The sequence below is a fragment of the Marinobacter sediminum genome, from assembly GCF_023657445.1.
In the GTDB taxonomy this organism is placed as follows: Bacteria; Pseudomonadota; Gammaproteobacteria; order Pseudomonadales; family Oleiphilaceae; genus Marinobacter; species Marinobacter sediminum_A.
This window is the reverse complement of the sequence record NZ_JAGTWY010000001.1, coordinates 3,388,351-3,406,722: the sequence shown is the minus strand read 5'-3', so window position 1 is coordinate 3,406,722 and position 18,372 is coordinate 3,388,351. Positions and strand designations below refer to the sequence as shown.

Here is an 18,372-nt window from a genome sequence, read left to right as displayed (position 1 = left end):
ATCCGCAAGATCAGGCGGCAACCAGAGGTCTCTGGTTCTCGGGTATGAGGGGAAAACGATCACACACGGTGTAGACAAACTTCGCCATGGCCGGCAAATGATGCCCAACGATCGGGAAGCCGGTGTTCAGCAAGCTGACTGAAATGTCACGGGCCGCGTCCGCCCAGCAAAGCTTGTTGATCAGGCCGACATGACCAAAGGCATAGCGGCTCTGTTGGCCCCATAGCCCAACCGGATTTCCCCCAAGCATCATACCGGCGCTGAAACGCATTGGGATCATCATGGTGCGGTCGATCTGAAGTGAGCCGAACTGCTGAATCGCACGCCGAATGGTTATCTCACTGCAAACACGCTTGCCGTTCCAGACGCCACCGTTGAGCATCATCTGAAAGAACCGTCCCATTTCTTCCGCCGTACCGCACAGGTTACCAGCGGGAATGACCGCTTCCTGAAAGCGTGGGTCGTTGGTCACCTGCTCAACGGTCCGGATGTCACCGCCCAGGGCACGGTTTACCACCCAGGAAACAGGAAAACGAGGTCTCGGGCCCGTGGCATAGTTGGCAGCCAGATCGTGCAGATGCTCTGGCGCAATGCCATAGGTGAACCACCTCATCCCCATGGGCTCGCGCAGGTGAGTATCCAGGTAGTGTTCAATGGACGCCCCGGTAACCCTTTCAAGAACCCGCTGCAGGACAAAGCCACCGGTAACAGCGTGATAGGCCACCTTGGAACCGTCCACCTCTACCGGTTTGGCTTTGCACAACAGGCGCCAGATCTCATCCCGGTTCCACAACACATCAATGGGTGTCTCCCGGGGAATAGCCGGTATACCACCCCGGTGGGACAGTATCTGGTGAACAGTGATCGTGCGCTTTCCACTCTGGGCAAATTCAGGGCAGTAATAGGAAACCGGATCCATCAGGTTAACCAGCCCCTGCTCCGATAACATGTGCATCAGGAGGGCGGTCACGGCTTTGGAAGCGGAAAAATAGCAAATCGGGGTATCTGTGGTCATCGGGACCTTGAGTGCATCGGCAGAATCATCGGGGCCGTTCCCACTGGCATGGCCAATGGCCCGATGGAGCACCTGCTCACCGCGATGTCGAACCGAAAGCTGAATGCCAGGATGGACGCCTGTACGATAGAGCCCCTCCACGCTGTGCCAGATGGCGTCCACGGCCTCAGTACTGACGCCGACGCTGGCCGGGTTCTCTCCCGCCACATCCCGGAAAGTAACAGACGCAAGGTCCTTGGGAGTATGGCAAGTATGCAGCGCGCGGCGAGCTAGTCGATTCATCCGTATAAACCTTTTCTGTTTTTTTATAGTTTCTATGCAGTTGCACGTTTCTGCATTGGCCGAACACCGCCAACGGGGGTTTCAGTCATTACACCACATGCCTGGCGGTACAAGCACGGTGTCGTTATGGGCCACCATGAACTTGTTCCGGCAAGTGTGCCATGGCAACACAGTTCCGGCCACGCTCCTTCGCCCGATACATGGCCTGATCAGCAGCCGCACAAAGTTTGGAAGCAGTCAGACCATGGTTTGGATAGACCGCCACCCCCACACTAATGGTTAATGGCACGGTATTCCCGTCACCCAGGGGCTGAGGTTGGGCCTCAACCTGCCGACGAAGGCGCTCGGCGGTCTCCCTCGCTCCGACAGCATCCATCTCCGGCAAAACGATCACAAACTCCTCACCTCCGAAGCGTCCCACCGAATCCACGCTGCGTAAACCCTCTTTGAACAGAGTGCTCACCGACATCAGAACCGAATCGCCCGCGGCATGACCATAGGTGTCATTCACATCCTTGAAATTGTCAAAATCAACCCAGAGCATTGCCATGGGCCGCTGATAGCGCTTGGCGCGTTCCAGCTCTTCATCAAGGATTCGCTCTATTTCCCGACGGTTAACCAGCGCCGTAAGCGGGTCCCGTGTGGCCAGCTCCTCCAACTCGTTCTCCAACTCCTTTCTGTCAGAGATGTCCAGAATGATGCCCTCCAGTACAGGCCCCTCGTCATCCTCCTCGACGCAGCGTCCGCGTTCCCAGACCCATATTTCACGACCATCCTTTCGGGCCAGAGAATACTCCGCGGAAAACAACTCCCCGGCAGCAAGAGCAGCTTTTACGTCGCTTGCCAGACGATGGTTGGTATCTTCATCAAGCAGGTCGGCAAAGCTGACCAGTCGGTTGTTGGTCAATTCCTCCGGTTCGTAGCCAGTCAGCTGAGCGCAGCCCTCTGAGACAAAAAGCATGGTCCAGTCACGGTCGTAGCGACAGCGATAGGCCATACCCGGCAGGTTATCCATTAAAACCCGGAGCTGGCGCTCACTCTTGCGCAGTGCCTGACTCTGGCCAAGCTGCAATCTGAGCAGGGCCCGGTCTTTTCGGAGCTGGCGCAAGAGTATCAGGAACAGTACTGACCCAGTGACCAGAACAAAGGTGAATCCTTTCCAGGTCTGCACGGTCGAGAGAGTTGCCGGATCCTTGAACCAGGACTCGACAACGGTGTCGGAGAAGGCGATCCAGACGAGTCCTGCAACCAGGTATACGAGCGCCGCCCAAAGGGCGCGGCGCAAAGGAGACTTTTGGTCGGGAAGCTGCCCGGCTCCCTGACTTCGTGCCGACGAGGGCTGCATGAATGTAGCCTGTTCAACTTCGGAAGTGTGATGACCAGAAAATAATCACTTCAGCGGCATAAGTCGAGAAACATGTGATGGCAGGATCGCCATCCGATACAGATACTGTGGTAAGTTTCCCTCATTTAAAAGGCCAGGCAGGAGACAACATGACCCCGGGTATCAACGCCGCCAGGAAAGCCAGGGTGCCTCACACCATTCATGAATATGACCATGATCCGGCCAGCGAGAGCTACGGTACCGAAGCCGCAGAAAAAACCGGGGCCAATCCGCAACAAGTGTTCAAGACACTGGTGGTAACCATTGACGGGAAAGAGCTGGCAGTGGGGATCATACCGGTCACAGGCATGTTAAGCATGAAACTGATTGCCCGGGCTGCGGGCGGCAAAAAAGCCACGATGGCGGATCCTCAGGAAGTACAGCGCAGCACGGGTTACGTGCTCGGCGGGGTCAGTCCGCTCGGACAGAAAAAACGCCTGAAAACCTTCCTCGACAACTCGGCCGAATTGTTTGACACCATTTACGTAAGTGCCGGACGTCGTGGTCTGGAAATTGAGCTTTCGCCACAGGACGTGGTAAAGCTGACCGGCGGCAGGCTAGTGCCGCTTCAACAGGAGTAAGCTGTGTCCCACGCTTTGGATCTGCTGTTAATCGGCGGGATCATGCTGTTAGCACTCGGAGCCCACACGCTGGGCCAACGGCTGCATGTACCCAGGGTGACCCTGCTGTTGCTGGTGGGCGCACTGGCCGGCCCAGAGGTCCTTGACCTGGTCCCCGCCAGGGTCAGTGACAGTTTTCGCCTGGTTACCGAGCTTACCCTGGCCATGGTGGGTTTTCTGCTCGGCGAGCGCATGTCTTTCCGCGATCTCAGACAAGGCCGGGAAGCCATTATCGTGAGTCTGGTCGTGACCCTGATGACGGCCTTGCTGATATTCGTCGCCATCTGGACCGTGACGCAAAACCTGCCAGCGTCGCTGCTGCTCGCCGCCATCGCGACGGCGACCGACCCGGCCGCTACCCTGGATGTGATGAGAGAAACCGCATCCCGCGGGCCGCTGACCCGGGTAGTGGCACAGGTTGTTGCCATCGACGATGCCTGGGGGGCAATCCTGTTCAGCATTCTTCTGGTGTTTGCCGAACTGTTCTCGGGAAATGGTGTCAGCCTGTTTGAAACGATCGGGTATGGGGTCTATGAGGTTCTGGGCGCCATGCTACTCGGTGTTCTTCTCGGTTTGCCCATGGCCTGGATGACCGGTCGACTGAAACCCGGCGAGCCAATGCTGCTGGAATCGGCAGGTTTCGTCTTTCTGGCTGCCGGCATTGCCGGCAGCCTGGACGTGTCCTACCTGCTTACCTGCATGACCCTGGGCGTAACCGTGGCCAACAGGGCGCACCATCATGTCAGGCCATTCCGCTCCATTGAAGGCATCATTGAACCCTTCCTGGCAACGTTTTTCTTTCTGGCCGGCTTCGGCCTGGACTGGGAAGTACTGCCGACGCTGGGCATCCTCGGGGCCGTCTATATTCTGGCCCGGGTCGCCGGCAGGGTCCTTGGCGGGTATACCGGCGGCGTGCTTGCGGGCTCCAGCCACGTCGTACGCGCACGCAACGGTGCCTGCCTGCTGCCTCAGGCGGGGGTGGCCATGGGTCTGGCCCTGGTCGCGACTCACCGTATGCCGGAGTTGACGTTTGTCCTGCCGCTCATTATCGGCTCCACCGTGTTATTCGAGCTGATCGGGCCGCCAGTCACCATGTATCAGCTACGCCGGGCGGGAGAAGCAGGCAAAGGCTACGAAGAAGAACCGGACGACTATTAAGAACAGACACAAAAAACCCGGAGAGCCTTGGCCGGCTTTCCGGGTTTTACTTCAGGCAGTCCGGCCAGCGGCCGGACCAGGATCCCTCAGCTTTACTTCACCGACGCACGGGCATCGGACATGATCTTGTTCAAGGTTTCGCTCGGCTGCATCACCTTGCAAACCAACTCCATCGGCGGATGGTAATAACCACCAATGTCGGCGGGTTTACCCTGAACCATGGTCATCTCTTGTAAAATCTTGTCCTTGTTTTCCTCCAGCTGCTTGGACAGCTTGGCGAAGAACTCCTTCAGTTCCTTGTCACCATCCTGCCTGGACAACTCTTCGGCCCAGTAGCGCGCCAGGTGGAAGTGAGAACCGCGGTTGTCCAGCTCGCCCGTAACACGGGACGGAGACTGATTGTTCTCCAGCAGGCGCTCTGTAGCCTTGTCCAGGGTCTGACCCAGCAGACGGGCTCGTTCATTGCTCTGCTTCTCGCCCAGTTCATCCAGAGACACCGCTGTGGCCAGGAATTCGCCAAGCGAATCCCAGCGCAGGTGGTTCTCCTGAATCAGCTGCTGTACGTGCTTCGGCGCAGAACCGCCAGCGCCGGTCTCATACAGACCACCGCCATTCAGCAGCGGTACGATGGACAGCATCTTGGCACTTGTGCCCAGTTCCAGGATCGGGAACAGGTCAGTGAGGTAGTCGCGCAGAACGTTACCGCTCACAGAGATGGTGTCCAGACCACGAATCAGGCGCTCCATGGTCCAGCGGATCGCGCGGACCGGAGACATGATGCGAATGTCCAGACCGTCAGTGTCGTGGTCCTTCAGGTAAGTCTCAACTTTCTTGATCAGCTCGGCGTCGTGGGCACGCTCATCGTCCAGCCAGAAAACGGCTGGCATACCGGTGGCGCGAGCACGGCTGACCGCCAGCTTGACCCAGTCCCGAATCGGCAGGTCCTTGGTCTGGCACGCGCGCCAGATATCACCTTTTTCAACATTGTGCTCAGTCAACACAGTGCCGTCTTCGGTAATCACGCGAACAACACCGTCTTCCTTGATTTCAAAGGTCTTGTCGTGGGAGCCGTATTCTTCCGCCTTCTGAGCCATCAGACCGACGTTTGGCACGGTACCCATCGTGGTCGGGTCGAATGCGCCATGGGTCTTACAGAAGTTGATTGCTTCCTGGTAAATGGTCGCATAGGTGGACTCCGGCATTACCGCCTTGGTGTCCTTGAGCTTGTTGTCCCGGGCCCACATCTTGCCGGAGTTACGGATCATGGCCGGCATGGAGGCATCAACAATGACATCGCTCGGCACGTGCAGGTTAGTGATTCCCTTCACGGAATCTACCATAGCGATTTCCGGACGGTGCTCATAGCACGCGTGCAGATCTTCCTGGATCTGCTCCTGCTTGGACTCGGGCAGTTGCTTGATCTTCTCAATAACGCTGGACAGACCGTTGTTCGGGTTGACGCCGATTTCGTCAAACAGCTCACCGTGCTTTTCGAACAGGTCTTTGTAGAAAACCTTCACCGCGTGACCGAAGACGATCGGGTGAGAGATTTTCATCATGGTCGCTTTCACGTGCAGGGAAAACATCACGCCGGTCTTTTCGCAGTCTTCGATAGCGTCTTCGAAGAACTTCACCAGCGCATTCTTGCTCATGAACATACCGTCCAGAACTTCGCCTTCCTGCAGCGGCAGCTCGGCTTTCAGGACGGTCTGTTTGCCCTGTTTGTTCTCAAACACGATGCGGGTGTTGGTAGCCTTGTCCAGGGTGACCGACTGCTCGCTGGAGTAAAAATCGCCACCACGCATGTGGGCAACGTGGGTGCGGGAGGCCGGGCTCCACTCACCCATGGAATGCGGGTATTTGCGGGCAAACGCCTTGACGGCGGCAGGCGCACGACGGTCGGAGTTGCCTTCACGCAGAACCGGGTTAACAGCACTGCCCAGAACCTTCGCGTAGCGGGACTGGATTTCCTGCTCCTCGTCGGTCTCCGGGTGCTCCTTGTACTCCGGAACCTTGAAGCCCTGCTTATTCAGCTCCTTGATTGCCTCGCGCAGCTGCGGGATGGAGGCTGAAATGTTGGGCAGTTTGATGATGTTGGCATCGGGATCTTTTGTGTAAGCGCCCAGCTCTGTCAGTGCATCCGGAACCCGCTGATCTTCTTCAAGGTAATCCGGGAAGTTCGCCAGAATACGTGCCGCGAGGGAAATATCGCTGGTTTCGAACTCAATACCAGCTGGCTTGGCGTAGGTTTCCAGGATGGGAAGAAGTGACCGCGTCGCGAGGGCTGGTGCCTCGTCGGTCAGGGTGTAGACAATCTTTGCTTTGGATGATGTCATTTTCGTCCTCAGGCTAATAGGTGGGTTCAGGACGGTCATGGCGAGGTCAGGCGTCTTGTGAACGACCGACCTGAGCGATGACTGAGTTAGGAACTTTTGATAGACCTACTAAGATACCATTTTTTCGTAAATTTTGGTTACGATCTTAGTATTAGAACGGACTAAAAATGCCTGATCTTCGGTTACAGCACGATGAAATGGTGGGAATTTACGAAATTTTCTAACATTTTGATTCAAATGGCCTGGGAGTATCACGGCGAGTTTCTTGCCTCCCAAAACCCGGGCGGGCACGTCCATGTGCCACTCGAGCTCCGCTCCTCAGCCGGACGGTAACAGGTTGGTCTCTGCCAATCGCTCGCGGATATGGTCCAGCGCTTCCGGGTTACCCAGGGCGTCGCGATTATCCGCCTTGCTGGAACCATTGATCAGGCGGGCAACCGCCAGCTCTACTTTCTTGCCACTTCGGGTGTAGGGAATGTCCGCCACCTCGACAATGTGTTTGGGCACATGCCGGGGGCTGGCGCCTTCGCGAATCCGGGTTTTGAGCTGTTTGCGCAGGTCACCTGTGATGGTCTGGCCATCGGCCGGTACCACCAGCAGAACCACTTCTACGTCGCCGTCGATCTGGCGGCCAACCACAAGGCTGTCTTTCACTTCAGCCACGGTTTCCACCTGGCGGTAGATTTCTGCGGTGCCGATACGCACGCCGCCCGGGTTCAGAGTGGCGTCGGAACGTCCGTAGATGATGGCGCCGCCGTGCTCGGTGAATTCGATGAAGTCACCATGCGCCCAGACACCGGGGAAGGTTTCAAAATACGCGGCATGGTACCGCTCTCCTTCAGGATCATCCCAGAAAGACACTGGCATGGACGGCAGTGGCTGGCGGCAGACAAGCTCGCCGCGGCCTGCACTGACCGGCTGACCATCGTCACCATAGGCCACCGCGTCGACACCCAGGAATCGGCACTGGATTTCGCCCCGGCGCACCGGCAGCAGCGGAGTCGAGCCCACGAAGCAACCGCAAATGTCGGTGCCCCCGGCGATGGAACCAAGCAAAGCACCGGGAGAACCGTCGCCGTAGACCCAGTCGTAGTCTTCCGGTAGCAGCGGAGAGCCTGTGGAAAACACCACCCGGAGCTGGCTCTGGTCCAGGGTCTTCGCAGGCTGGAGCCCGGCCTTGCGACACCCGGCAATAAATCGCGCGCTGGTACCGAAGTGTGTCACTTTCTCCTCGGCCACGGTGTCCCAGAGATAATTCAGGCTCGGGTAACCTGGCGAACCGTCGACGGTGATGACCGCTGCGCCGGTCATCAGGGCGGAAGCCTGCCAGTTCCACATCATCCAGCCACAGGTGGTGAAATACAGGAACCGGTCGTCTGGTCCGACGTCACCATGCAGCATCAGTTCCTTGGCATGGTTCACCACCAAGCCGGCGTTACCGTGCACAATGCACTTGGGTTTGCCCGTGGTGCCGGATGAATACAGGATGTAGACCGGGTGGTCCGGATCCAGCGGCGTAAAAGAGGGCGACTGGCCGGCGCCGAAGGCGATGGCGTCCTCCCAGGGCGTCACCAGGTCGCCCTGGATCGGCGCCTCGTCCGGCAATTGCTGGACGCTGACCACGCATTTCAGGGTCGGCAGTCCGGCGATGAGTTCGGCAAACTCCTGCTGACGGGCGAAGACCTTGCCGCCATAGCCGTAGCCATTCACCGCAATCAATACCGACGGTTCAATCTGACCAAACCGGTCGAGGATAGCGCCAACGCCGAAATCGGGCGAAGCCGAACTCCAGATGGCCCCGAGACTGGTGGCGGCAAGCATGCCGACCATGGCCTCGTACCCATTGGTGACCACGCCAGCGACGCGATCACCAGACTGGACGTCCTTGCTGCGCAGAAACGCCTCGAGCGCGCCGACATCCGCTTTCAGTTCGGCGTAGGTCCGGCGCAGGACCGGGCGCGTTTCGCAATACGCCACCACAGCCTCATGGTCAGCATGGCTGCCATCTGCCAGCCTCAACAGGTTGGCAGCAAAGTTCAGCCTCATGCCGGGAAACCACTGCGCACCGGGCATGTCACGCTTGCCCAACACCTCTTGTGCGGGGGTATCGCACACCAACCCGCAGTAGTCCCAGACTTTCGCCCAGAAGGTTTCCAGCTCATCAATCGACCACTGGTGCAGGGCGTGATAGTCAGTGAACGGGCCGTAACCCTGCTCTTCCAGCCAGGCCTTGAACCGGCCCATGCGTGAGTACTCGAGCGTGTCTTCCGAGGGAGTCCAGACTATCGGCGATTGTTCTGTGTTACTCATCTGTCTCTCCTGTGTCTTACTGCATGTGCCAGCCGTGGCTGACCACAATTGATTGGCCGGTCAGCGCTGCCGAAGGGAAGGCGGCCAGATGAACCGCCAGTTCGGCGACATCTTCCAGAGTGGTAAATTCTCCGTCCACGGTGTTTTTCAGCATCACCTTGCTGATCACTTCCTCCTCGGAAATCCCCAGCTCCTTGGCCTGTTCAGGGATCTGCTTGTCCACCAGCGGGGTACGGACAAAGCCCGGGCAAATGATGTTGCTGCGCACACCATGCTCGGCGCCCTCTTTCGCCACTGCGCGGCACAGACCCAGCATACCGTGCTTGGCCGCCACGTAGGGCGCTTTCAGCGGCGAGGCCTCAAGGGAGTGAACCGAACCCATATACAGCATGGTGCCACCACCGTTCGCGTACATCTGGTTCAGGGCGGCGCGGGTCACCAGAAAAGCGCCGTCCAGGTGCACATTCATCACTTTGCTCCAGTCGGCAAACGCCAACTTGTGCAATGGGTCGATATGTTGGATGCCGGCATTCGCCAGAGCAATGTCCAGCCCGCCCCATTTTTTGACGATGGCGGCTACGCCTGCATCCACGGCGGTTTCATCGGTGACATCCATGGCCAGGGCCATGGCGGTACCGCCCGCCTGCTCAATAGCGTCGACCGCCTCCTGCGCACTTTCGAGAGTCAGGTCCGCCACGGCCACGCGCGCACCTTCACGGCCATACTGTTCGGCGATGGCCCGCCCGATGCCTCGTCCGGCTCCGGTGATCAGGGCAATCCGGTTTTCAAGACGCATTGTTGTTATCTCCTTAGTCGTAAGCCACAGCCGGCAGCCAGGTCGCGATTTCCGGTACCAGGAAGACGATGGACAGAGCGACCAGCTGGATAATAATGAACGGTATAACGCCACGGTAGATATCAGTAACTGCAATCTCCGGCGGCGCCACACCCTTGATGTAGAAGAGGGCGAAACCAACCGGTGGTGTCAGGAACGAGGTCTGCAGACACATGGCAAACAGAATGGTGAACCACACCAGATCGAACCCGAGACTCTGCACAACCGGTGCTACCAGTGGCAGGATGATCAGGGTGATTTCCACCCAGTCCAGGAAGAAGCCCAGCAGGAACACCGCAAACAGAATGGTCAACACCACGCCATAGGGTCCGAATGGCAGCCCCAGTAGCGCGTCTTCGATTACCTGGTCGCCACCCAGACCCCGCAGTACCACAGAGAACGCAGTGGCACCGAGGAAAATGGCAAAAATGAAGGCGGCCGTGCGGGTGGTTTGCTGCATTGAAGAGTTGAGCACTTTCAGGTTCAGTCGGCCAGACATCAGGGCCAGTAACAGAGCGCCCAGCGCACCAACACCAGAAGCTTCGGTTGGTGTTGCTATTCCAGCAAAAATAGAGCCGAGAACACCCAGAATCAGTGCGGCCGTCGGCACAACGGCCTTTGCCACCTCCCAGACGATGCTCCAGCTCACTTTTTCCGTACCCTCCGGCACCGGCGCAATATGCGGTTGCAGCATCGGACGGATGATAGCGTAGGTCACGTACATGGCGCCCAGCATAAGGCCGGGAAAGAATGCGCCCATGAACAGATCGCCTACCGACGCTTCGGGAACCGCCAGCCGGTCAGCCATCAGGACCAGCATGATTGAAGGGGGAATCAGAATACCCAGGGTCCCGGTGGCACAGGCAGTGCCCACAGCAAACCCCTTATCGTATTTGTTCTCCATCATCACGGGCAGGGAAAGCATGCCCAGAAGCACTACAGACGCACCGATGATACCGGTGGTCGCTGCCAGCAGTACGCCGATGACAATGACAGTTACCGCATAACCTCCGCGAACGGCTCCAAACAGTTTTACCATACTGTTCATCAACCGCTCGGCCACGCCAGACTGGTCGAGCATGATGCCCATGAAGATAAACATCGGCAGGGCCACAAGAGTTTCGCTACTTACGACCTTCCATATTCGCTCCGGCACAAGCCCCATGGAAGAGGAATAGTCAAACCACAGACTGGCACCAAAATCTTCAACGGCGATTACACCGACGACTGTCCAGATAACCGCGGTGCCACCCAACACCCACGCAACCGGGTAACCGGTCATCAACAAGGCCCCGAACGTGAGGAACATGCCGATCACAAATAACGTTTCGAGCTCCATCAGGACGCATCCTCTTTCTTGTTATTCCCGGACTCGATCCGGATTGGCTTCGGAAAGCCGAAAAGCAGAGCAGTTACTTTCAGCAGACGGGATAGGGCAGCCAGAATCAGAAGAACAAAAGATAATGCCAGAATGCTCTTGAGAACCCAGCGGTAGGGAAGTCCGGCAGGTGCCTGACTGGTCTCGCCCTGCTCCCAGGAACTGAAGGCGTAGGGGACCATTTCGTAAACCGCCAGCACCAGAAACGGCAACAACAGCAATACCAGGCCAAGGAGTTCAATCCAGGCCTGGCCTCTCAGGGACAGACGCTCATGGATCACATCCACCCTGACATGATCATCCGTCACCAGCGTATAGCCCAACCCCAATAACCAGCCTGCACCGGCCAGATGCCACTGGACCTCCTCCAGAGTTACCGACCCCATGCCAAAGGCATAGCGGCCCACCACCGCATAGATGATGACGCCGGTGACCACGATCCAGAGCCAGGAGGCGCTCTTACCTATTGCAGAAATCACACCGTCCATTACCCGGCTTAACCAGGTTGTAGGGAACTCCGTGTGATGATGAATAAATTGACCGGCGTCCGACGCCGATGCCCGCAAATCTGGCGGTGAGCCTTTATCAGACACTGTCATACAACAGTTCCTCGTTCAGAAAGCCTGCCGTGAAACAAGGATGGCCCCGCAGGGCCATCCAGACTAAATCAGAGAGCACCGGAAGTTATTCCAGTGCTCAGGGTCAGCCCCGAACCTTACAGGTCCGCCGGAACATAGGCGCGTGTATCCCACACCTTGTAGGATTCCATGAATTCCTGCTGACTTTCGTAAACACGCTTGAAGTCGGCATCCTTGGACGCTTCTTCCTCAAGCACTTCCTGAGTCACGTCCCTCAGTTCGAGCAGAACGTCGCGGGGAATCTGGTCGGCCTGAACGCCCTTGTCCTGGAACTCGGCCAGAACCTTACCGTTCTTGTACTCGCCTTCAGCAAGACCACGGGTGGTAGCAGCAGTACAGGAAGCCTCAACCAGCGCCTTCTGAGCCTCGGTGGCTTTCGCCCACTCATCGTTGTTGATCAGCATGTACTGGGCCGTGAACTGCTGATGCCAGCCCGGGAACAGGTTGTACTTGACCACCTGATTGAAGCCCAGGATCTGGTCGATGGCGGGCATGGAGAATTCAGTGGCATCAATGGTGCCTTTTTCCAGTGCCTGGTACAGCTCGCCGCCGGGCATCATGGTGACAGAAGCTCCCAGTTTTTCGAGAACCTTACCGCCCAGGCCGGCGAAGCGAATCTTCAAGCCTTTGTAGTCTTCCAGTGTTTTGATGGGTTTAGAATACCAACCCGCTGTTTCAGGCCCGATAATGCCGCACAGCTGTGCATACACATTGAAGCCCTTGTTGGCGTAGGTTTCCTGCAGCATTTCATGACCACCACCGAAGTAATACCAGCCAATGTAGGCCGGGGGCTTCATGCCGAAGGGTACAGCGGCAAACAGGGGAATCGCAGGCACTTTGCCCTGGTCGTAGCCGATCCAGGTGTAACCGGCAGAGACCTTGCCGTCTGAAACGGACTGCAGGATGTCGAACGGCGGAACCAGCTTGCCCGGCTCATAGACACGGACCTGGATGCTGCCATCGGATGCGGTGGTAAGGTTGTCTGCAACCCAGGCGGCGGGGGAACCGAGGCCAGGCAGATTGGTGGCAAATGCAACGGGCATTTTCCAGCGCAGATCTTCTGCGAAAGCGGAACCCGTCGTCAGGGCAATCGCACCAGCGATACCGGTGATGGCCTTCAAGAGTTTCATTGGTTAGTCTCCTAGCATTGTTGTTTTGTCTGACCTGGCGCGTGCAATTTACGACACGCCTGGTCTGAGTATAGTCAGACATCGCAGAAAACAGACAGACATGTGTAATTTGGGGTCCAACGATAAGCGCCAGTCTTGTTATCCGCGTTGTTCTGACGTCTGCAGCCCGCCAAAAGCAGACACCATGCCAAACACATATATTCCATGTTTTTCATAAGGTTAGGGGCTTTTTTCAAGCAAACGCGAGCACAAAACGTCCGGATAACCGGACGTATTTAGACATCAGTCGTAGGTGTTTGTACGGATACCGGGACACCTGTCCGGAATTCAGGACATTCTAGCGAGTTTTTCGTAGAGTACAGAGCGGGATATACCCAGCAGTTTCGCTGCACGAGTACGGTTGCCGCGACTGGCAACCAGAGCTTCTTCGATTGCCTGGGCTTCGGCATCAGCAAGGGTTTGAGCCAGCGGCCGCACCGGTTGCGTAGTCAGCAGCGATGCCGGGCGGTTACCACTGCGCGGGAGTACCTTGAAGATTGCACCCGCGTCCAGCAAGCCACCGTCCTCCCCCATGGTGAGGGCGCGCTCCAGAACGTTTCGCAATTCCCGGATGTTACCGGGCCAGTCATAACTGCCGAGAGCCGAAACACCCGCATCCGTGATTTCACCCCGCAAATCAAGCCCTTCGCAGATCTCGCCCAGAAGCGATTCACAAAGCACCCCCAAATCCGGCAGCCGTTCACGCAAGGGAGGAATGGGGATTTCAAGGACATTGAGTCGATAATAAAGATCCGAACGAAAGCCGCCTTCGGCAATCATAGCTTCCAGGTTTCGGCTGGTGGCGGCGATTACCCGCACGTCCACCGGCGTCACCTTGTTGGAACCCAATGGTTCGATTTCGCCCTCCTGCAGAGCCCGCAGAAGCTTGGCCTGCAGCGGCAAAGGCATATCGCCAACCTCATCCAGAAACAGGGTGCCACCGTTGGCAAGCTGAAACTTGCCTTCCCGGGTACGGCGATCTGCGCCAGTGTAGGCTCCCGGCGCCACCCCGAAAAACTCCGCCTCAAGCAGGTTGTCGGGAATAGCCGCCACGTTAACGCCAACAAAGGGTTTTTCCACCCTGGTGGATACAGAATGGATCGCCTGAGCGAGAACTTCCTTGCCAGTGCCGGTTTCACCAAGCAGCAGAACAGGCATATCACGTCCAGCCGCCAGACGCGCCCGGCGCTTGACCTCAAGCGCCGCCGGGCTGGCACCGACAAAGTCTGCAAGGTTGTAACGGGTACTCCGGGACGACCTGGCAAGCGCCTTGCGGGCAGCCGCCAGATCCTGATGCAGTCGCCGATACTTGGATACCAGCGGTGTCAGCGGCTGCAGGTCATCATAGAGCACAAACGCCACGGCACCGACGATCTGCCCTCCATCGTCATAGTAGGGAAGGCGAGTCACCACCAACTGTTGCTGGTTGTGTTCCATGATGTCCAGTAACAACGGCTTTCCGGTTTCCACCACTTCAGGCATTCGGGTTTGCGGAATAACCTGGCGGACAGGCTTGCCAACAACCCGGGCAGGATCGCCAAGGCCAAGCAGGTGTGAGTAACTGCTGTTGATCCAGGTAATCCGGCTGTCGCGGTCCACTGCAATGGCACCAGCACTGGCTTCCTCAAACATGGGGAACAGGGCCTCGATCAGATCCCTGGTCAGGCCGCTCTTATTATTCTCGGTAAACAGCTCAGTCATGTACCGCGCACACCAGATTGGGTATCGTTCATGGTAAAAACCCTGGAACCCGGTCAGGCCGGGTGCAGTCACGGAAGTATATGGCCCCCCGGAGAGGGGGGCAAACGAAGCCGGCCCGGACCGGGTGCCCTGGATTCCAGACACCGTATGGGTAAGCGGACAATCTTCTTATACTCAATAACCAGAAGGGCGGCAGTGAAGCCCGCATTATCCGATACGGATAAAGGGCAGCAAGCTCAGGCCGATGATTACCAGAATAGCGATACAGGCCGCCAGTGTGCGCAACGGTTTTCGGCTGAGCATAAACCAGAAGCCACCGGTTTCACCGCGCGCCCTGGTCTCCTCGTATGCCTGCCGCTGGTTCTGGAATCGCTGCCGCTGGTAGTCTTCAAGCAGAGTCCTGGCCCGTGCCGCCTGGTCATCATCGTGCACCCAGAAGCCACCCATGCTAATCCCCCAGCGGCTCGGCGGGGTCTCGTAATAGGGCACCTCATGCGCCTCAAACAGGGCGCGGATTTCATCCGCCTCGTCGTCAGGCACATAACGCAGGTTCATCAGATGGTGGGGCATGGTAACTCGTTGTCTGGTATCGGAAGCGGGAATACCTATATCCTAGCATCAAAGGATGACTGACCGAATTCACGACCGGACCACTGCATGACCGACAGCTCCCTCCGCCTGCTGCTTGATTTTGACGCCCAAGCCCAACGGGACAAAGAGCAGCCGCCAGCGTTTCTCCATCGCCGGGACCGGAAATTTGCGCTGGTCTGTGAGGAGCAGGGGCTGTCCCCGGATGCAGCCCGGTGGCTCGACCATATGAAGCGGCTGGCCGGCGCCGGCGCAAAAAAACAAGCCGGGGAGCATACACTCCGGTTATGGCGCCGCGTAAACGCCGGCTTTGCCACCGCAGGCATCGTCTTTGGCTCGTTCACCATGCTCGGTCTGCTGTTTTACGACGGCGGCCAACGCATAAACATCACCCTGTTCCTGGCGTTCGTCCTCTTCCAGTTGGTGCTGGCAATTTTTACCAGCATCCAGTCACTGGCCGGGTGGCAGCCCTGGCAATGGCTAGTCCGGCGCTTGCAGGGCAGCCCGGCAAAGGGTGTCGCCCACCGACTGCAACCCGTTCTGATGGCCCGGGCTGCACACATGGGGGGCCTCTGCTTTGCCCTCGCAGGCCTGGCCACGTTGCTGGTGCTGGTGGTAGTTCAGGATCTGGCCTTTGGCTGGAGCACAACTCTGGACACCGCCGCCGGAAGCTACCATCGATTGCTGGTGGCTCTGGCAACACCATGGGCCTGGTTATGGCCGGCGGCGGTGCCGGATCTGGGTCTGGTGGAAGCAACTCGCTTTTTCCGCGCCGAAACGATTAGCGAGAGCCTGAACCCCATCCTCTGGGGGCAATGGTGGCCCTTTGTCACCATGCTGTGGACAACCTGGGTACTGCTGCCCCGACTGCTCCTGTTGATTCTGGCCGTCGGACTGGTTCGACGCAAAGCCCGCCAACAGCTGAGCAGCCACCCAGCCATGCATGCCCTGTTGTATCGAATGGAAACGCCGGCCCTGGACACGGGTAATGAGCACAACGATGCCGGTGACCTTCCGGATACCCGGATTCGAAGTAACCTGCAGCCGCTGCCGGACAGTGACATTCTGCTTTGCTGGGCGGGTGCCGGGGAACCGGAGCCGCCCGAAGCATTAAGTTCAGGTAAACACCTGGTTCTCAGGGCCGGAGGCCGGGCCAGCCTCGCCGACGACCAGAAGGTCATGAACCAGGTTGCAGCGCATGCTGCGAACACGGGGTGCAAAGCGGTCCTTATGGCAACCCGCTGTTGGCAGCCGCCAACCGGAGAACTCCAGGATTTCCTCGAGTCGGCACGGGAACTCTGGCCAACGGGCACCCGGGTGGCGCTTGTGCCACTGGCCGCCGACATCAGCCAGGAGCCTCAGCCCCATCAGGTCCAACCCTGGCTTCGGTTTGCAGAGCGAATGGGTAATAACTTCCTGATGGTTTCACTGCCTCCTCTGCAATGGCAGGCCCCATTCCCCGCCAGCGAGGAGTTACCATGACACCGGCCCCCACGTTTGCGGTTGTAGGACATCCCAACAAGGGCAAATCCAGTGTCGTCGCCACCCTGTCCCAGAACGATGCCATTGCCATTGCTCTCGAGCCCGGCACCACCCGGAAACGACAGGCTTACCCCCTGACCGTGGATGGCCGGACCCTTTACACCCTGGTCGACACGCCTGGCTTTCAGCGCCCGAGGCGGGTACTGGAATGGCTGGAAGCTCACAGCGTTTCTGCATCCGACCACGGCGAAACCGTGAAGGCCTTCGTGACCCAGCATCGGGATGATGGCCGGTTTAACGATGAATGTGAGCTGCTCACCCCCCTGGTGGAGGGCGCCGGTATCATCTACGTGGTGGACGGGTCGGTTCCGTACAGCGCAGAACACGAGGCGGAAATGACCATACTGCGCTGGACCGGGCGCCCAAGCCTGGCGCTGATCAACAGTATTGGTGCCGACGATTACAGCGACACCTGGCAAGCCGCCCTGGGCCAGTTCTTCCAGGTAGTACGCAAATTCGATGCTGTTCGCGCCCCGTTTGAGCAACACCTGGGCCTGCTACGAGCATTTGGCCAACTGGAGCCAGACTGGGAACAACCGCTGGAGCAGGCTACGCATTTCCTCTCGGAACAGCGGAAACAACGCCGGAAGCAGTCGGCAGTCCTGATCGCCGGAGCTCTGGAAGACATGATGTCTTTCCGGGAAAAGCGCACCCTGACCGCGAACCAGGCCGCCGAAACCAGTGATGGCTCCCTTGCTAAACAGCTACGTCATCTCTGGTACCGCCATCAGCGGCAACGGGAACAGAGCCAGCGTGTGGCCGTTGAGAGCCTTTACCAGCACCAGCACATCCGTCGCCAGGAAGCAGAGCTGGAGTGGCATAATGAACATGACCTGTTCTCCGAGGACAGCCGTAAAGTCTGGGCCGTTAGCAAGCACTACCTCGCCACCGCCGGATTCGGCGCCGGCGCGGTGAGCGGCGCCGGAATCGATGCACTCACCCTGGGCCACTCGCTGGGCGCTGGCGCCCTGGTGGGTGGCCTGATCGGCGCCGCCAGCAGCTATCTGTACGGTGACCGGCTGATGCTGCCGACACTGAACATCGGAGTTTTGAAGGATGGATTGAAAACAGCCACCTTCGGGCCTGTACAGGACAGTCAGTTCGGCTATGTTGTATTGGGGAGAGCCGTGGATCACTGGTGGCATATCAGCCAAAGAAACCACGCCGGGCGAGATTTTCTGGATCTGGAACCCGCGGATCACCACTGGCTCGAAAGCCTGGACAAGAAAAGTCGACAGGATATCCAGCAGGCCTTCGACAAGCGCCGAAAAGGGCGGCCGCTCGAGGATCGGCAGCGCCAGAAATTCATCGCGGCTATCGAGCAAAGCATGGTCGCTTACGACGACTGGCGGTTGAATCGAACCTGAAAGGGATGTTTATATTGTTGGGGTTATTCCATCACGAATGAGGAATGTA

Annotated in this window: 14 protein-coding genes; 4 read left to right on the top strand and 10 right to left on the bottom strand. The window is 58.1% G+C overall.

Translation table 11 applies throughout. From position 1 onward, the window contains the following. Window positions 1-10 precede the first annotated feature (10 nt). Both KFJ24_RS15910 and KFJ24_RS15905 read right to left on the bottom strand, forming a co-directional pair. A complete protein-coding gene (locus KFJ24_RS15910; protein ID WP_250832073.1) occupies window positions 11-1,297 on the bottom strand; it encodes a serine hydrolase domain-containing protein in 1,287 nt (428 codons plus the stop codon). Window positions 1,298-1,421: 124 nt separating this feature from the next. Continuing rightward, window positions 1,422-2,642, bottom strand: coding sequence for a GGDEF domain-containing protein (locus tag KFJ24_RS15905; protein WP_250832072.1), 1,221 nt, complete (start codon window positions 2,640-2,642; stop codon window positions 1,422-1,424). Between the two features lie 149 nt (window positions 2,643-2,791). Between KFJ24_RS15905 and ybaK the strand changes: the two genes are divergently transcribed. Beyond that, on the top strand, window positions 2,792-3,262 hold the full coding sequence (gene ybaK, locus KFJ24_RS15900) for a Cys-tRNA(Pro) deacylase (protein ID WP_250832071.1): 471 nt from the start codon (window positions 2,792-2,794) through the stop codon (window positions 3,260-3,262). Between the two features lie 3 nt (window positions 3,263-3,265). Further along, window positions 3,266-4,459 (top strand): cation:proton antiporter, encoded by a 1,194-nt coding sequence (locus KFJ24_RS15895; protein ID WP_250832070.1) that lies wholly within the window; start codon window positions 3,266-3,268, stop codon window positions 4,457-4,459. A 92-nt stretch (window positions 4,460-4,551) separates the two neighbouring features. On the opposite strand, the gene KFJ24_RS15890 is transcribed toward KFJ24_RS15895, so the two are convergent. From KFJ24_RS15890 to KFJ24_RS15855, 8 genes are all read right to left on the bottom strand, one after another. Continuing rightward, window positions 4,552-6,795 (bottom strand): NADP-dependent isocitrate dehydrogenase, encoded by a 2,244-nt coding sequence (locus KFJ24_RS15890; RefSeq protein ID WP_250832069.1) that lies wholly within the window; start codon window positions 6,793-6,795, stop codon window positions 4,552-4,554. A 318-nt stretch (window positions 6,796-7,113) separates the two neighbouring features. Further along, on the bottom strand, window positions 7,114-9,105 hold the full coding sequence (locus KFJ24_RS15885; RefSeq protein WP_250832068.1) for an acetoacetate--CoA ligase: 1,992 nt from the start codon (window positions 9,103-9,105) through the stop codon (window positions 7,114-7,116). Window positions 9,106-9,121: 16 nt separating this feature from the next. Next, window positions 9,122-9,901, bottom strand: a complete 780-nt coding sequence (locus KFJ24_RS15880) for a 3-hydroxybutyrate dehydrogenase (protein ID WP_250832067.1) — start codon at window positions 9,899-9,901, stop codon at window positions 9,122-9,124. A gap of 13 nt (window positions 9,902-9,914) precedes the next feature. Then, window positions 9,915-11,279, bottom strand: coding sequence for a TRAP transporter large permease (locus tag KFJ24_RS15875; RefSeq protein ID WP_250832066.1), 1,365 nt, complete (start codon window positions 11,277-11,279; stop codon window positions 9,915-9,917). Beyond that, window positions 11,279-11,917, bottom strand: coding sequence for a TRAP transporter small permease subunit (locus KFJ24_RS15870; protein WP_250832065.1), 639 nt, complete (start codon window positions 11,915-11,917; stop codon window positions 11,279-11,281). Before KFJ24_RS15870 ends, KFJ24_RS15875 begins: the two co-directional genes overlap by 1 nt. Before the next feature lie 116 nt (window positions 11,918-12,033). Further along, window positions 12,034-13,086, bottom strand: coding sequence for a TRAP transporter substrate-binding protein (locus KFJ24_RS15865; protein WP_250832064.1), 1,053 nt, complete (start codon window positions 13,084-13,086; stop codon window positions 12,034-12,036). Between the two features lie 327 nt (window positions 13,087-13,413). Beyond that, window positions 13,414-14,826: a sigma-54 interaction domain-containing protein gene (locus KFJ24_RS15860; protein WP_250832063.1), complete on the bottom strand. Its 1,413-nt coding sequence runs from the start codon at window positions 14,824-14,826 to the stop codon at window positions 13,414-13,416. Window positions 14,827-15,033: 207 nt separating this feature from the next. Beyond that, entirely contained in the window at window positions 15,034-15,396 is a 363-nt protein-coding gene (locus KFJ24_RS15855) for a DUF6164 family protein (RefSeq protein WP_250832062.1), read from the bottom strand. Between the two features lie 87 nt (window positions 15,397-15,483). Here KFJ24_RS15855 and KFJ24_RS15850 point away from each other — a divergent pair, with 87 nt between their 5' ends. Further along, window positions 15,484-16,896: a DUF2868 domain-containing protein gene (locus KFJ24_RS15850; RefSeq protein ID WP_250832061.1), complete on the top strand. Its 1,413-nt coding sequence runs from the start codon at window positions 15,484-15,486 to the stop codon at window positions 16,894-16,896. Then, the gene (locus KFJ24_RS15845) at window positions 16,893-18,323 is read left to right on the top strand and encodes a GTPase/DUF3482 domain-containing protein (RefSeq protein ID WP_250832060.1); all 1,431 of its coding nucleotides are present in this window, start codon (window positions 16,893-16,895) and stop codon (window positions 18,321-18,323) included. Before KFJ24_RS15850 ends, KFJ24_RS15845 begins: the two co-directional genes overlap by 4 nt. The last annotated feature ends 49 nt before the right edge of the window (window positions 18,324-18,372 follow it).

Coding starts and splice junctions, on each gene's coding strand:
- KFJ24_RS15910 (WP_250832073.1), bottom strand. CDS start 1,297: ATGAATCGACTAGCTCGCCGCGCGCTGCATACTTGCCATACTCCCAAG.
- KFJ24_RS15905 (WP_250832072.1), bottom strand. CDS start 2,642: ATGCAGCCCTCGTCGGCACGAAGTCAGGGAGCCGGGCAGCTTCCCGAC.
- ybaK (WP_250832071.1), top strand. CDS start 2,792: ATGACCCCGGGTATCAACGCCGCCAGGAAAGCCAGGGTGCCTCACACC.
- KFJ24_RS15890 (WP_250832069.1), bottom strand. CDS start 6,795: ATGACATCATCCAAAGCAAAGATTGTCTACACCCTGACCGACGAGGCA.
- KFJ24_RS15885 (WP_250832068.1), bottom strand. CDS start 9,105: ATGAGTAACACAGAACAATCGCCGATAGTCTGGACTCCCTCGGAAGAC.
- KFJ24_RS15880 (WP_250832067.1), bottom strand. CDS start 9,901: ATGCGTCTTGAAAACCGGATTGCCCTGATCACCGGAGCCGGACGAGGC.
- KFJ24_RS15875 (WP_250832066.1), bottom strand. CDS start 11,279: ATGGAGCTCGAAACGTTATTTGTGATCGGCATGTTCCTCACGTTCGGG.
- KFJ24_RS15870 (WP_250832065.1), bottom strand. CDS start 11,917: ATGACAGTGTCTGATAAAGGCTCACCGCCAGATTTGCGGGCATCGGCG.
- KFJ24_RS15865 (WP_250832064.1), bottom strand. CDS start 13,086: ATGAAACTCTTGAAGGCCATCACCGGTATCGCTGGTGCGATTGCCCTG.
- KFJ24_RS15860 (WP_250832063.1), bottom strand. CDS start 14,826: ATGACTGAGCTGTTTACCGAGAATAATAAGAGCGGCCTGACCAGGGAT.
- KFJ24_RS15855 (WP_250832062.1), bottom strand. CDS start 15,396: ATGCCCCACCATCTGATGAACCTGCGTTATGTGCCTGACGACGAGGCG.
- KFJ24_RS15850 (WP_250832061.1), top strand. CDS start 15,484: ATGACCGACAGCTCCCTCCGCCTGCTGCTTGATTTTGACGCCCAAGCC.
- KFJ24_RS15845 (WP_250832060.1), top strand. CDS start 16,893: ATGACACCGGCCCCCACGTTTGCGGTTGTAGGACATCCCAACAAGGGC.